Source organism: Pseudomonas beijingensis (assembly GCF_030687295.1).
Classification (GTDB): domain Bacteria; phylum Pseudomonadota; class Gammaproteobacteria; order Pseudomonadales; family Pseudomonadaceae; genus Aquipseudomonas; species Aquipseudomonas beijingensis.
The window spans coordinates 5808742-5822584 of sequence record NZ_CP117425.1; the positions used below are offsets into that span (position 1 = coordinate 5808742).

Sequence of the window (13843 nt, forward strand, 5' to 3'; positions counted from 1 at the left end):
ACCGGCGCGCGGGTCATCGGGAGTCAGCTTTCAGGAGCCTGCATTCTTGAAAGCATTCTGGGGGGTAAACGGCAACTGGATTCCCAGCGGCTGTCCAGCATCGACTGATTGATCCGACACCGGCTCCACGTATCGAGCGAGGTGACGTCATGAGCATTTTTAGCCACTTCCAGCAACGTTTCGAGTCCACGCGGCAAGAGGAATACTCGCTGCAGGAATACCTCGAACTCTGCAAGCAGGACCGCAGTGCCTATGTGTCGGCTGCGGAACGTCTGTTGCTGGCCATCGGAGAACCGGAGCTGCTGGATACCTCGGCCAACTCGAGGCTTTCGCGGATATTCTCCAATAAGGTGATTCGCCGCTATCCGGCCTTTGAGGACTTCCACGGGATGGAAGAATGCATCGACCAGATCGTGTCCTATTTCCGCCACGCCGCCCAAGGCCTGGAAGAGAAGAAACAAATCCTCTATCTGCTCGGCCCCGTGGGTGGCGGTAAATCGTCCCTGGCCGAAAAACTCAAACAACTGATCGAAAAAGTGCCCTTCTATGCCATCAAGGGCTCGCCGGTGTTCGAATCGCCCCTGGGGCTGTTCAACGCCACCGAAGACGGCGCGATCCTCGAGGAAGACTTCGGCATTCCACGCCGCTACCTCAGTACCATCATGTCGCCATGGGCGACCAAGCGCCTGGCCGAGTTTGGCGGTGACATCAGCCAGTTCCGGGTGGTCAAGCTCTACCCGTCGATCCTCAACCAGATCGCGGTGGCCAAGACCGAACCGGGGGACGAAAACAACCAGGATATTTCGGCCCTGGTGGGCAAGGTCGATATTCGCAAATTGGAAGAATTCCCACAGAACGACGCCGACGCCTACAGCTATTCGGGTGCACTGTGCCGGGCCAACCAGGGCCTGATGGAATTCGTCGAAATGTTCAAGGCGCCCATCAAGGTGCTCCACCCGCTGCTGACCGCCACCCAGGAAGGCAACTACAACAGCACCGAGGGCCTGGGGGCCATTCCGTTCACCGGCATCCTGCTGGCTCACTCCAACGAGTCGGAATGGCATACCTTCCGCAACAACAAGAACAACGAAGCCTTCATCGACCGGATCTATATCGTCAAGGTGCCGTACTGCCTGCGCGTGACCGACGAGGTGAAGATCTACGACAAGCTGCTGTTCAACAGTTCGCTGTCCAAGGCTCATTGCGCCCCCGACACCCTGAAGATGCTGGCCCAGTTCACGGTGCTGTCGCGTCTCAAGGAGCCGGAAAACTCCAACATCTATTCGAAGATGCGTGTGTACGACGGTGAAAACCTAAAGGACACCGATCCAAAGGCCAAGTCGATCCAGGAATACCGCGACAACGCGGGGGTCGACGAAGGGATGAATGGGCTGTCCACACGCTTCGCGTTCAAGATCCTGTCCAAGGTCTTCAACTTCGACCCCCACGAGATCGCGGCCAACCCCGTACACCTGCTGTATGTGTTGGAACAGCAGATCGAACAGGAACAATTCCAGGCCGAAACCCGCGAACGCTACCTGCGTTTCCTCAAGGAATACCTGGCGCCGCGCTACATCGAGTTCATCGGCAAGGAAATCCAGACGGCGTACCTGGAGTCCTACAGCGAATACGGCCAGAACATCTTCGATCGCTACGTGCTGTACGCAGACTTCTGGATCCAGGACCAGGAATACCGTGACCCGGAAACCGGCGAGATACTCAATCGCGTGGCCCTCAACGAGGAGCTGGAAAAAATCGAAAAACCGGCGGGCATCAGCAATCCGAAAGATTTCCGCAACGAAATCGTCAACTTCGTGCTGCGCGCCCGGGCCAACAACAACGGCAAGAACCCAACCTGGCTCAGCTATGAAAAGCTGCGGGTGGTCATCGAGAAGAAAATGTTCTCCAACACCGAAGACCTGCTACCCGTCATCAGCTTCAACGCCAAGGCCAGCAAGGAGGACCAGCAAAAACACAACGACTTCGTCACACGCATGGTCGAACGTGGCTACACCGACAAACAGGTACGACTGCTTTCCGAGTGGTACCTGCGGGTCCGGAAATCGCAATAAGCAGCGGCAAGCTTCTAGCTACAAACTGCAAGGGAACGGCGTCGGGCCCAAGGTTCGACGCCACGCCCCTTACGGCTTGAGGCTTACGACTTGAAGCTCCCCCGGAGGGGCCTATGAGCTATGTGATCGACCGACGCCTTAACGGCAAGAACAAGAGCACGGTGAACCGCCAGCGGTTCCTGCGGCGTTACCGTGACCACATCAAGAAGGCCGTCGAAGAGGCGGTCAGCCGGCGCTCCATTACCGATATGGAACACGGCGAACAGATCAGCATCCCCGGCCGCGACATCGACGAGCCGGTGCTTCACCATGGTCGCGGCGGCAAACAGACCGTCGTGCACCCTGGCAACAAGGAGTTCACCAGTGGCGAGCACATCCCCCGGCCTCAGGGTGGAGGTGGCGGCAAGGGCCCTGGCAAGGCAGGCAATTCCGGCGAAGGTATGGATGAGTTCGTCTTCCAGATCACCCAGGAAGAATTTCTGGAGTTCATGTTCGAAGATCTGGAACTGCCGAACCTGGTCAAGCGCAACCTGACTGGTACCGATACCTTCAAGACCGTGCGTGCCGGTATCAGCAATGAAGGCAATCCTTCACGCATCAACATTATCCGTACCCTTCGTTCGGCCCACGCCCGGCGCATCGCGCTGTCGGGCAGCAGCCGGGCCAAACTGCGCGAAGCCAAGGAAGAGCTGGCTCGCCTGAAATGCGAAGAACCCGACAATTTTGGCGACATTCAAGACCTTGAAGCGGAAATAGAGAAACTCAGCGCACGCATCCACCGCGTCCCGTTCCTCGACACGTTCGACCTCAAGTACAACCTGCTGGTGAAACAGCCAAACCCCAGTTCCAAGGCGGTGATGTTCTGCCTGATGGACGTGTCCGGCTCCATGACCCAGGCCACCAAGGACATCGCCAAGCGTTTTTTCATCCTGTTGTACCTGTTCCTGAAACGAAACTACGACAAGATCGATGTGGTCTTCATTCGCCACCACACCAGCGCCCGAGAAGTGGACGAAGAGGAGTTCTTCTACTCCAGGGAAACCGGTGGCACCATCGTTTCCAGCGCGTTGAAGCTGATGCAGGAAATCATGGCCGAACGCTACCCCGCCAACGAATGGAACATCTATGCGGCCCAGGCGTCGGACGGAGATAACTGGAACGACGACTCACCGATCTGCCGTGACATCCTGATCAACCAGATCATGCCGTTCGTCCAGTACTACACCTATGTGGAAATTACCCCACGGGAACACCAAGCCCTGTGGTACGAATACGAACGGATTGCCGAAGCTTTTTCCGACACGTTTGCCCAACAGCAACTGGTCTCGGCCGGGGATATCTACCCGGTCTTCCGTGAACTCTTCCAGCGCAGGTTAGTGACATGACCGCCAAAAAAGAGCAGAAACGCCAGCCCATTTCCACCGGCTCCGAATGGACGTTCGAGCTGATCAAGGCCTACGACCGCGAAATCAGCCGTATCGCGGACCGTTATGCCCTCGACACCTACCCCAACCAGATCGAGGTCATCACCGCCGAGCAAATGATGGACGCGTACGCGTCGGTCGGCATGCCGCTGGGCTATCACCACTGGTCCTACGGCAAGCACTTCCTCAGCACCGAGAAATCCTACAGCCGCGGCCAGATGGGGCTGGCCTATGAGATCGTGATCAACTCCGACCCCTGCATCGCCTACTTGATGGAAGAAAACACCATCTGCATGCAGGCCCTGGTGGTGGCGCATGCCTGCTACGGGCACAACAGCTTCTTCAAAGGCAACTACTTGTTCCGCACGTGGACCGATGCCAGTTCGATCATCGATTACCTGGTGTTCGCCAAGCAGTACATCATGCAATGCGAGGAGCGCCACGGTATCGACGCGGTGGAAGACCTGCTGGACTCCTGCCACGCCCTGATGAACTACGGCGTGGACCGCTACAAACGACCGTATCCGATTTCCGCCGAAGAAGAACGTCGGCGCCAGAAGGACCGCGAAGAGCACCTGCAAAAACAGATCAACGATCTGTGGCGCACCATTCCCAAAGGTGCGGACAAATACAACGAAAAAGACAATGCCCGCTTCCCTGCCGAGCCCCAGGAGAACATTCTCTATTTCATTGAAAAACATGCACCATTGCTGGAGCCCTGGCAGCGGGAAATCGTGCGCATCGTGCGCAAGATCGCCCAGTATTTCTATCCACAGCGCCAAACCCAGGTGATGAACGAAGGCTGGGCCACGTTCTGGCACTACACGCTAATGAACGACCTGTACGACGAAGGCCTGGTCACCGACGGCTTCATGATGGAGTTCCTGACGTCCCACACCAGCGTGGTATTCCAACCTGGCTTCGACAGCCCGTATTACAGCGGTATCAACCCCTACGCACTGGGTTTCGCCATGTATCGCGACATCCGACGCATGTGCGAAAACCCTACCGAGGAAGATCGTCACTGGTTCCCGGAAATTGCCGGTTCGGACTGGCTGTCCGCCATTAAATTCGCCATGAGCAGTTTCAAGGATGAAAGCTTCATCCTGCAGTACCTTTCGCCCAAGGTGATTCGCGATCTGAAACTGTTCAGCATCCTCGATGACGACCAGAAAGATGACCTGGTGGTACCCGCCATTCACGATGAGAGCGGCTACCGCATCATCCGCGAAACCCTGGCGGCGCAGTACAACCTGGGTAATCGCGAGCCTAATGTGCAGATCTACAGCATCGATCGCCGCGGAGACCGCTCGCTGACCCTGCGGCACCAGGCGCACAACCGCAAACCATTGGGTGACTCCACCGATGAAGTGCTCAAGCACCTGCATCGGCTCTGGGGTTTCGACATCCACCTGGAAACCCTGCAAGGCGACCAAGTGATGAAAACCCATCACGTGCCCCCCAGAAGCGAACAAGCCGAAGGCGACTATGGCCGCCTGGACCTGGCCGTCATTCATCTTTGATCCCGTTTTCGCCTCCGGACGTCTGACGCAAAGGTTATCCTGTCGGACCAACGGAGGTTTTTTATGCAGATCTATAAAGTTGGCGGCGCCGTTCGCGATCGCCTGCTGGGCATTCCCGTCACTGACGTCGATCGGGTCGTGGTGGGGGCCACCGCCGAGGAAATGCTCGCCAAGGGTTTTCGCCCCGTGGGGGCCGATTTTCCGGTATTCCTCGAGCCGAGGACTGGCGAGGAGTACGCCCTCGCCCGCACTGAGCGCAAAAGTGGCCGCGGCTATGGCGGCTTCGTGTTCCATGCCAGTCCTGAAGTGACCTTGGAGGAGGACCTGGTTCGCCGGGACTTGACCATCAACGCCATGGCAGAAGATGACCATGGCAACCTGACCGATCCGTACCACGGCCAGCGCGATCTGGAAGCCCGGATACTGCGTCACGTTTCTCCCGCTTTCGCCGAAGATCCGCTCAGAGTTTTGCGGGTTGCCCGCTTTGCCGCGCGTTATGCGCCGCTGGGTTTCAAGGTGGCGGACGAAACCCTCGAACTGATGCGCCAGCTCAGCGAGTCCGGCGAACTGGAGGCGTTGACGGCTGAGCGCAGTTGGAAAGAAATTTCCCGCGCCCTCATGGAAAAACAACCACAGGTATTTATCCAGGTCTTGCGCGACTGCACGGCCCTCAAGGTCTTGATGCCCGAGGTCGATGCGCTGTTCGGCGTGCCGCAGCCTGAAGCCCATCACCCGGAAATCGATACCGGCATCCATACCCTGAGCGTGCTGGCGCAAGCAGCACTGCACCAACAACCGTTAACGGTCCGCTGGGCCTGCCTGCTCCATGACCTGGGTAAAGGTCTGACGCCTCAACACGAATGGCCGCGACACATCGCCCATGAGCACACGGGATTGAAGCTGATCAAAGCTGTCAACGAACGCTTCAAAGCACCGCGCGACTGTCAGGAACTGGCGTTATTGGTTGGCCAGTACCACACCCATGGCCATCGCGCCCTTGAACTGAAGGCGTCTACGCTGCTTGAGCTGCTACAAAGTTTTGATGTGTACCGTCGCCCCCAGCGCTTCGAGGAATTCATTGCGGCATGCGAGATGGATGCGCGGGGGCGCAAGGGGCTGGAGCAGCGAAGTTATCCACAGGCTGATTATTTGCGGGGGGCGGCAGAGGCAGCTCGGGGGGTGGCGGTGCAGCCTTTGCTGGAAAAGGGCTTCAAGGGGCCGGAGCTGGGCGAGGCGATCAAGCGCGAGCGCCTAAGGGTGTTGAAGGCCTACAAGGAGGCGGCTAGCTGACGGGGGTTTTGGGTCAACTTGCATTTGTGCCGGATGTACCGCCGTCATCGCGAGCAAGCTCGCTCCCACAGTGGACCTCGGCTGAACACAAGATATGCGCCCGCTGAAATTCTAATGTGGGAGCGAGCTTGCTCGCGATGACGGCAGCCGCCTCACAACAGATTCGACGGCGTCAACGGCTGACCTCGCCATTCGAAAGCCACCGGCGCCAGTACCTGGTCGATCTGCGCTTCTTCCCACAACGTGGCAAAGCTTTTGCCCACACCCGGATGAATCCGATCCGGTGCGATCAACGACAAAGGCCACAGGACGAAGGCGTTCTTGAGGATTTCCGCGCGCGGCAGGATCAGCCCATCGAAGTTGCCGACCTGTTCGCCATACAACAACACGTCGATATCCAGCGGCAACCCCTTGCGGTCCGGCGCGTAACGACCGTTGTCCGCCTCGATGAACTTGAGGCGACGGTCCAGCTCCATCAGCGGCAAGTCGGTGAAGGCCGATACGACGAAATTGAAGAATGGTCCGCTCTTGATCCCCACCGGCTGGCTCTCGAACACCGCCGAACAGCGTATGTCCACGAGGAAACCGGCCAAGGCCTCAAGACCGGCGCACAAATGGGTTTCGCGCTCGATATTGCTGCCGAGCCCGAGAAAAACCTGAGTCAGCGACATCCGCGCTCGATCTCCACGCCAACACCGCTGGCTGCCGACACGGCGCCAGGCTTGGTCACTTTCAGACGCAGCCAGGTGATCTTGAACTCGTCCATGAGCGCCTGGGCCAGCCGCTCGGCGAAGGTTTCGACCAACTGGAACTGCGCCTGCTCGGCAAACACCTGGATGCGCGACGAAACGCTGGCGTAGTCGAGTGCCAGGGTCAGGTCGTCGCCCGCGGCGGCCGGGCGGTTATCCCAGGCAAAGCTCAGGTCAAGCCGCAGGCACTGTCGGATGCCTCGCTCCCAGTCGTAGGCACCGATTACCGTGTCGACTTCCAGGCCCTCGATAAACACTCTGTCCAAGCACTCTTCTCCGCAGCACGACAAGGGCGCGATGCCCCGTTAGAATCAGGGCGTCCTCGCCCGGAATAGTTAGCATGTTTTGGTTACTGGCGATTCTCGCCTACCTGCTCGGCTCGCTGTCCTTCGCCATTTTGCTCAGCCGCCTGACCGGTCGCCCGGATCCGCGAATGAGTGGCTCAGGCAATGCCGGCGCCACCAACATGCTGCGCCTGGCCGGACGCAAACTTGCCATCCTGACCCTGCTGGGCGACCTCTGCAAAGGCCTTGTCCCGGTATTGATCGCCAGCCTTGCAGGGCTTTCGTTGCAGCAACAGGCCTGGATCGGCGTCTGTGCCGTCATCGGCCATCTATTCCCGCTGTACTTTCGCTTTCGTGGCGGCAAAGGTGTCGCCACCGCCGCCGGCATGCTGCTGGGCCTATACCCGCCCGCCGCCCTGCTGGCTGTCTGCGCCTGGCTGCTGACGTTCTACCTGACCCGCACCAGCTCCCTGGCCGCGCTGATCGCCACGCCGCTGACCCTGCCGTTGCTGGCCTGGCAGGAGCCGGCGGCCTTGCTGCCCATGACCGCGCTGGTTGCACTGATCGTCTGGCGCCACCGGGGCAATCTACGCGACCTGTTCGCCGGGCGCGAACGGCATTTTTAAATGCCGTTTCACAAGGGGGGCAACTGCTCCATGGGCCAACGCGCCTGCACGCTGATTGCCAGGCTTTCCTGCTGGCCAGCCTGCAAACGCTGGCAGCCGGCAAAGGCAATCATCGCGCCGTTATCTGTGCAGAACTCCGGCCGCGCGTAGTAAACGTCGCCCTTCATGTCACCGAGCATTTTCTCCAGCGATGTCCGCAAGGCCTTGTTCGCACTCACGCCTCCGGCGATCACCAGGCGCTTGAGCCCGGCCTGCTTCAGGGCACGCTTGCACTTGATGGTCAAAGTCTCCACCACGGCCTGCTGGAACGCCAGCGAGATGTCGCAACGGGCTTGCTCACTGTCGTCCCCGGCGCTGACACGCTGTTGCCAGGTGTTCAAGGCGAACGTCTTCAGCCCGCTGAAACTGAAATCCAGGCCAGGACGGTCGCACATCGGCCGCGGGAACACGAAGCGTCCATCGACCCCTTGTGTGGCCAGCCGGGAGATTTCCGGCCCACCGGGATAATTGAGGCCCATCATTTTGGCAGTTTTGTCGAACGCTTCGCCGGCGGCATCGTCGAGGGTTTCGCCCAGCAGTTCGTATTGGCCGATTCCATCAACCCGGATGAGCTGCGTATGGCCGCCCGAGACCAACAAAGCGACGAACGGGAATTCTGGCGGTTGCGACTCCAGCATCGGCGCCAGCAAGTGGCCTTCCATGTGGTGCACGCCCAGGGCCGGAATCCCCCAGGCAAAGGCCAGCGCCTGGGCACAGGAAGCGCCCACCAGCAACGCCCCCACCAGGCCCGGGCCGGCGGTGTAGGCGATGCCATCGATCTCGGTCGGCACGCAGCCGGCTTCGGCCAGGACCTGGCGGATCAAGGGCAGCATGCGCTTGACGTGATCGCGGGAGGCAAGCTCGGGCACCACCCCGCCGTAGGCGCGGTGCAGGTCGATCTGGCTGAACAGCGCATCGGCCAGCAGCCCGCGTTCGCTGTCGTAAAGTGCGACACCGGTTTCGTCGCAGGAGGTTTCTAATCCCAGTACTAGCATGGGTTTGCGCCTTGTAGAGGCTGAATTCGAAGGCGCGCATAATAGTCGCCGCGTTGTGCCCCGACCAGCGGTTTTCGATCAGAGGCTTTGCATTCCGAGCGTTGAGGGGTTAACATCCGCAACCCTTAAAAACCGACGTCTTCAAGTGCTCTTTTGCCGCGAGGATGTTGACCCCGGTAATGAATGAAGGTAGCTCTGGATGCCAGCCGTCAAAGTAAAAGAGAACGAACCCTTCGACGTAGCTCTGCGTCGTTTCAAGCGCTCCTGCGAAAAAGCCGGTGTTCTGGCTGAAGTTCGTAGCCGCGAATTCTACGAGAAGCCGACTTCTGAGCGTAAGCGCAAGGCAGCAGCCGCTGTTAAGCGTCACGCCAAGAAAGTTCAGCGCGAGCAGCGCCGCGCCGTACGTCTGTACTAATACACAGACGTCCGTAGCAAGCTTCTGCCAAGCCCGGCCCTCAAGCCGGGCTTATGGCATTTGCGGAATAACGCTTGATGCTTCACCGTCGAAGCCGCAGACGCGACCAAGACAACCCGCTTCACCGCGTCAGACCTGGCTCTTTTGCCAGCGGTGCACGTCTTTCCTGACGAGCCTTCCAAGGCTACCGACGAGCACACCCTGATTCCTCTAACGACGATCAGCCCAAGGCACCTGCTTGCGTGCCCGCTTCATGAGCTATCCGAGGCCTGACCGGCCGTTACCGGACTCAGCGCAACACATTCAAACAGTCGAATACTGATAGTGATTAACGTCAGTGGATAATCGGCAGATACACTTCCCGACAGCGATGATGCAGACGACCCGGTCGAGCCACCGATTCAGCGTGCCTCAAACCCAGACCCGGTTACGCCTGCCGACTTCGGGTCCATATTTCGCGCAGTGATGATGAGAACGCCATGGCCGGGCTGATTCCCCAGAGCTTTATTGACGACCTCCTGAACCGCACCGACATCGTCGACGTGGTCAGCTCTCGCCTGCAAATGAAAAAAGCAGGCAAGAACTACACGGCCTGCTGCCCGTTTCACAAAGAGAAAACGCCCTCTTTCAGCGTCAGCCCCGACAAGCAGTTCTACTATTGCTTCGGTTGCGGCGCGGGCGGCAATGCCCTCGGCTTCATCATGGACCACGACAACCTGGACTTTCCCCAGGCTGTCGAAGAATTGGCCAAAGCCGCGGGCATGGAAATACCCCGCGAAGAAAGCGGTCGACCGCACAAACCACGCCAACCGACCGATTCGCCGCTTTACCCACTATTGACGGCGGCGGCCGACTTTTATCGCCAGGCTCTCAAAAGCCACCCAGCACGCAAGGCCGCGGTGGATTATCTCAAGGGCCGCGGCCTGACGGGCGAAATCGCCCGGGACTTCGGGCTCGGATTCGCTCCGCCCGGCTGGGACAACCTGTACAAGCATCTAAGCAGCGACACACTGCAACAGCGCGCCATGATCGACGCCGGCCTGCTGATCGAAAATGCCGAAACCGGCAAGCGCTACGACCGCTTCCGCGACCGGGTCATGTTTCCGATCCGCGACACACGCGGACGGATCATCGCCTTTGGTGGCCGGGTGCTGGGCGATGACAAGCCGAAATACCTGAACTCCCCGGAAACCCCGGTGTTCCATAAGGGCCAGGAACTCTACGGCCTGTACGAAGCGCGCAAGAACAACCGCAATCTCGACGAAATCATCGTCGTCGAGGGCTACATGGACGTGATCGCCCTGGCCCAGCAAGGCCTGCGTAATGCCGTCGCGACCCTGGGCACGGCCACCAGCGAAGAGCACATGAAGCGCCTGTTTCGCGTCGTGCCCAACGTGCTGTTCTGCTTCGACGGCGACCAGGCCGGCCGCAATGCCGCCTGGCGCGCACTGGAGGCTACCTTGCCGTGCCTGCAGGACGGACGCCGGGCGCGCTTCCTGTTCCTGCCCGAGGGCGAGGACCCGGACACCCTGGTACGCTCCGAAGGCACCGACGCATTCCGTGCGCGGATCAACCAGCACGCACAACCGCTGGCCGACTATTTTTTCCAGCAGTTGACCGAAGAAGCCGATCCGCGCTCCCTCGAAGGCAAGGCCCACATGGCCACCCTCGCGGCGCCGCTGATCGACAAGGTGCCCGGCGCCAATCTGCGCACACTCATGCGCCAGCGCCTGACCGAGATCACCGGTCTCAACAGCGAAGCGGTCAACCAACTGGTGCACAGCGCCCCCCAGGAGGCGCCGCCGGCATATGACCCAGGCATCGATTACGACGCGATGCCGGATTTCGCCGACTATCATCAACCCCAGCAGGATTACGCCCCGCAGCAGGAATGGACGCCAAAAAAACCTGGCAGCGGCGGCAAGAAATGGGACAAGAAACCCTGGGACAAGAACGGCAAGCGCGGCGATCGCGACCAGCCACGTGCCCCGCGCGTGCCGGCCGCCGTCGAACCACCAACACTGGCCGCCTTGCGCACCTTGCTGCACCACCCGCAACTGGCGGAGAAAGTCGAGGACGCAGGGCACTTCGCCGCCGAGGACCACAGCAATACGCAATTGCTGGTGGCACTCCTTGAAGCCGTGCAGAAGAACCCCAAGCTAAACTCTTTCCAGTTGATCGCACGGTGGCACGGGACCGAGCAGGGACGCCTTTTGAAGGCCCTGGCCGAGAAGGAATGGCTGATTGAGGGAGACAACCTTGAACAACAGTTTTTCGACACCATTACTAGCTTGTCCGCCCGCCAACGCGAGCGAAACCTGGAACAACTTCTGCGAAAAGCTCGCCAGAGCGAGTTGACCAGCGAAGAGAAAAACCAATTGCGCGACTTACTCAGCCGCAATGTTTGCGCATCAAACCCGACCTCAACTGGCGCGTGAGGTCACAGCTCAGGTATAATCCTCGGCTTGTTTTTTGCCCGCCAAGACCTTCAGTGGATAGGGTGTTATGTCCGGAAAAGCGCAACAGCAGTCTCGTATCAAAGAGTTGATCCTATTGGGTCGTGAGCAGGGCTACCTGACTTACGCGGAGGTCAACGACCACCTGCCGGAGGATATTTCAGATCCGGAACAGGTGGAAGACATCATCCGCATGATCAACGACATGGGGATCAACGTATTCGAGGTTGCTCCAGATAAGGATGCCCTTATGCTGGCCGACGCCGATACCGACGAGGCGGCCGCTGAAGAAGCGGCCGCAGCGTTGGCAGCGGTCGAGACCGACATTGGTCGCACCACGGACCCCGTGCGCATGTACATGCGTGAAATGGGTACGGTAGAGCTCCTCACACGTGAAGGCGAAATCGAAATCGCCAAGCGTATTGAAGAAGGCATCCGTGAAGTGATGGGCGCAATCGCGCACTTCCCTGGCACGGTTGACCATATTCTCTCGGAGTACACCCGCGTCACCACCGAAGGTGGCCGCCTGTCCGACGTCCTGAGCGGCTATATCGACCCGGACGACGGCATTGCGCCGCCTGCCGCCGAAGTGCCGCCGCCGATCGACGCGAAAGCCGTCAAGGCCGACGACGACACCGATGACGACGACGCCGAAGCGAGCGACGACGAGGAAGAAGCCGAAAGTGGTCCGGATCCGGTCATCGCCGCACAGCGTTTCGGCGCTGTGTCCGACCAGATGGAAATCACCCGCAAGGCGCTGAAAAAGCACGGCCGCAACAACAAGCAGGCGATTGCTGAGCTGTTGGCACTGGCCGAGCTGTTCATGCCGATCAAACTGGTGCCGAAGCAATTCGAAGGCCTGGTCGAGCGTGTTCGCAGTGCCCTGGATCGCTTGCGTCAGCAAGAGCGCGCGATCATGCAGCTTTGCGTGCGTGACGCCCGCATGCCACGTGCTGATTTCCTGCGCCAGTTCCCAGGCAACGAAGTCGACGAAAGCTGGACCGATGCATTGGCCAAGGGCAAGAGCAAATACGCCGAAGCCATTGCCCGCTTGCAGCCGGACATCATTCGTTGCCAGCAGAAACTCAGTGCGCTGGAGGCCGAGACTGGCCTGAGCATCGCCGAGATCAAGGACATCAACCGTCGCATGTCGATCGGCGAGGCCAAGGCCCGTCGCGCGAAGAAAGAGATGGTCGAAGCGAACTTGCGTCTGGTGATCTCCATCGCCAAGAAGTACACCAACCGCGGCCTGCAATTCCTCGACCTGATCCAGGAAGGCAACATCGGCCTGATGAAGGCGGTGGACAAGTTCGAATACCGTCGCGGCTACAAGTTCTCGACTTATGCCACCTGGTGGATCCGTCAGGCGATCACTCGCTCGATCGCCGACCAGGCCCGCACCATCCGTATTCCGGTGCACATGATCGAGACGATCAACAAGCTCAACCGCATTTCCCGGCAGATGCTGCAGGAAATGGGTCGCGAACCGACGCCGGAAGAGCTGGGCGAACGCATGGAAATGCCTGAGGACAAGATCCGCAAGGTATTGAAGATCGCCAAAGAGCCGATCTCCATGGAAACCCCGATCGGCGATGACGAAGACTCCCATCTGGGTGACTTCATCGAAGACTCCACCATGCAGTCTCCGATCGATGTCGCCACGGTCGAGAGTCTCAAGGAAGCGACTCGCGAAGTACTCTCCGGCCTCACTGCCCGTGAAGCCAAGGTACTGCGCATGCGCTTCGGCATCGACATGAATACCGACCATACCCTCGAGGAAGTCGGTAAGCAGTTCGATGTGACCCGTGAACGGATTCGCCAGATCGAAGCCAAGGCGTTGCGCAAACTGCGCCACCCGACGCGAAGCGAGCATCTGCGCTCCTTCCTCGACGAGTGACCTTCAAAACCCCCGGCCCTGCCGGGGGTTTTGTTATGCACAGATAAAATCCCCTTCGTTACGCTCCTCACCC

At 59.4% G+C, this 13843-nt stretch carries 11 protein-coding genes; 8 read left to right on the top strand and 3 right to left on the bottom strand.

What is annotated here, in order from left to right; genetic code table 11:
- Positions 1–149: 149 nt before the first annotated feature.
- The 4 genes from PSH84_RS25885 (at position 150) to PSH84_RS25900 (ending at position 6309) form a co-directional block, all read left to right on the top strand.
- On the top strand, positions 150–2072 hold the full coding sequence (locus PSH84_RS25885; RefSeq protein WP_018607229.1) for a PrkA family serine protein kinase: 1923 nt from the start codon (positions 150–152) through the stop codon (positions 2070–2072).
- 113 nt (positions 2073–2185) lie between these two features.
- Positions 2186–3457 carry a YeaH/YhbH family protein gene (locus tag PSH84_RS25890; RefSeq protein ID WP_122566680.1) on the top strand — a complete coding sequence of 424 codons (1272 nt, stop codon included), beginning with the start codon at positions 2186–2188 and terminating at the stop codon, positions 3455–3457.
- On the top strand, positions 3454–5019 hold the full coding sequence (locus PSH84_RS25895) for a SpoVR family protein (RefSeq protein WP_122566679.1): 1566 nt from the start codon (positions 3454–3456) through the stop codon (positions 5017–5019). Before PSH84_RS25890 ends, PSH84_RS25895 begins: the two co-directional genes overlap by 4 nt.
- Positions 5020–5082: 63 nt before the next feature.
- Positions 5083–6309 (top strand): multifunctional CCA addition/repair protein, encoded by a 1227-nt coding sequence (locus tag PSH84_RS25900; RefSeq protein WP_305468672.1) that lies wholly within the window; start codon positions 5083–5085, stop codon positions 6307–6309.
- Positions 6310–6461: 152 nt separating this feature from the next.
- On the opposite strand, the gene folK is transcribed toward PSH84_RS25900, so the two are convergent.
- Positions 6462–6980, bottom strand: a complete 519-nt coding sequence (folK, locus tag PSH84_RS25905) for a 2-amino-4-hydroxy-6-hydroxymethyldihydropteridine diphosphokinase (RefSeq protein WP_122566677.1) — start codon at positions 6978–6980, stop codon at positions 6462–6464.
- Positions 6971–7324, bottom strand: coding sequence for a dihydroneopterin aldolase (gene folB, locus PSH84_RS25910; protein ID WP_305468673.1), 354 nt, complete (start codon positions 7322–7324; stop codon positions 6971–6973). Before folB ends, folK begins: the two co-directional genes overlap by 10 nt.
- A 74-nt stretch (positions 7325–7398) precedes the next feature.
- On the opposite strand from folB, the gene plsY reads away from it, so the two are divergent.
- On the top strand, positions 7399–7968 hold the full coding sequence (gene plsY / locus PSH84_RS25915) for a glycerol-3-phosphate 1-O-acyltransferase PlsY (RefSeq protein ID WP_003206189.1): 570 nt from the start codon (positions 7399–7401) through the stop codon (positions 7966–7968).
- A gap of 8 nt (positions 7969–7976) precedes the next feature.
- On the opposite strand, the gene tsaD is transcribed toward plsY, so the two are convergent.
- Complete coding sequence (tsaD, locus tag PSH84_RS25920) at positions 7977–9002, bottom strand: tRNA (adenosine(37)-N6)-threonylcarbamoyltransferase complex transferase subunit TsaD (protein ID WP_305468674.1); 1026 nt, start codon at positions 9000–9002, stop codon at positions 7977–7979.
- A 199-nt stretch (positions 9003–9201) separates the two neighbouring features.
- On the opposite strand from tsaD, the gene rpsU reads away from it, so the two are divergent.
- The 3 genes from rpsU (at position 9202) to rpoD (ending at position 13770) form a co-directional block, all read left to right on the top strand.
- Positions 9202–9417, top strand: coding sequence for a 30S ribosomal protein S21 (gene rpsU / locus PSH84_RS25925; protein WP_002551877.1), 216 nt, complete (start codon positions 9202–9204; stop codon positions 9415–9417).
- 479 nt (positions 9418–9896) lie between these two features.
- Positions 9897–11855, top strand: coding sequence for a DNA primase (gene dnaG / locus PSH84_RS25930; RefSeq protein WP_018607333.1), 1959 nt, complete (start codon positions 9897–9899; stop codon positions 11853–11855).
- A gap of 67 nt (positions 11856–11922) precedes the next feature.
- A complete protein-coding gene (gene rpoD / locus PSH84_RS25935) occupies positions 11923–13770 on the top strand; it encodes an RNA polymerase sigma factor RpoD (RefSeq protein ID WP_122566674.1) in 1848 nt (615 codons plus the stop codon).
- Positions 13771–13843 lie beyond the last annotated feature (73 nt).

What these genes read in the sequence shown, in the direction of transcription:
- rpsU (WP_002551877.1), top strand. Translation starts at nt 9,202, where the DNA reads ATGCCAGCCGTCAAAGTAAAAGAGAACGAACCCTTCGACGTAGCTCTG.
- rpoD (WP_122566674.1), top strand. Translation starts at nt 11,923, where the DNA reads ATGTCCGGAAAAGCGCAACAGCAGTCTCGTATCAAAGAGTTGATCCTA.
- tsaD (WP_305468674.1), bottom strand. Translation starts at nt 9,002, where the DNA reads ATGCTAGTACTGGGATTAGAAACCTCCTGCGACGAAACCGGTGTCGCA.
- dnaG (WP_018607333.1), top strand. Translation starts at nt 9,897, where the DNA reads ATGGCCGGGCTGATTCCCCAGAGCTTTATTGACGACCTCCTGAACCGC.
- PSH84_RS25900 (WP_305468672.1), top strand. Translation starts at nt 5,083, where the DNA reads ATGCAGATCTATAAAGTTGGCGGCGCCGTTCGCGATCGCCTGCTGGGC.
- PSH84_RS25885 (WP_018607229.1), top strand. Translation starts at nt 150, where the DNA reads ATGAGCATTTTTAGCCACTTCCAGCAACGTTTCGAGTCCACGCGGCAA.
- PSH84_RS25890 (WP_122566680.1), top strand. Translation starts at nt 2,186, where the DNA reads ATGAGCTATGTGATCGACCGACGCCTTAACGGCAAGAACAAGAGCACG.
- PSH84_RS25895 (WP_122566679.1), top strand. Translation starts at nt 3,454, where the DNA reads ATGACCGCCAAAAAAGAGCAGAAACGCCAGCCCATTTCCACCGGCTCC.
- plsY (WP_003206189.1), top strand. Translation starts at nt 7,399, where the DNA reads ATGTTTTGGTTACTGGCGATTCTCGCCTACCTGCTCGGCTCGCTGTCC.
- folK (WP_122566677.1), bottom strand. Translation starts at nt 6,980, where the DNA reads ATGTCGCTGACTCAGGTTTTTCTCGGGCTCGGCAGCAATATCGAGCGC.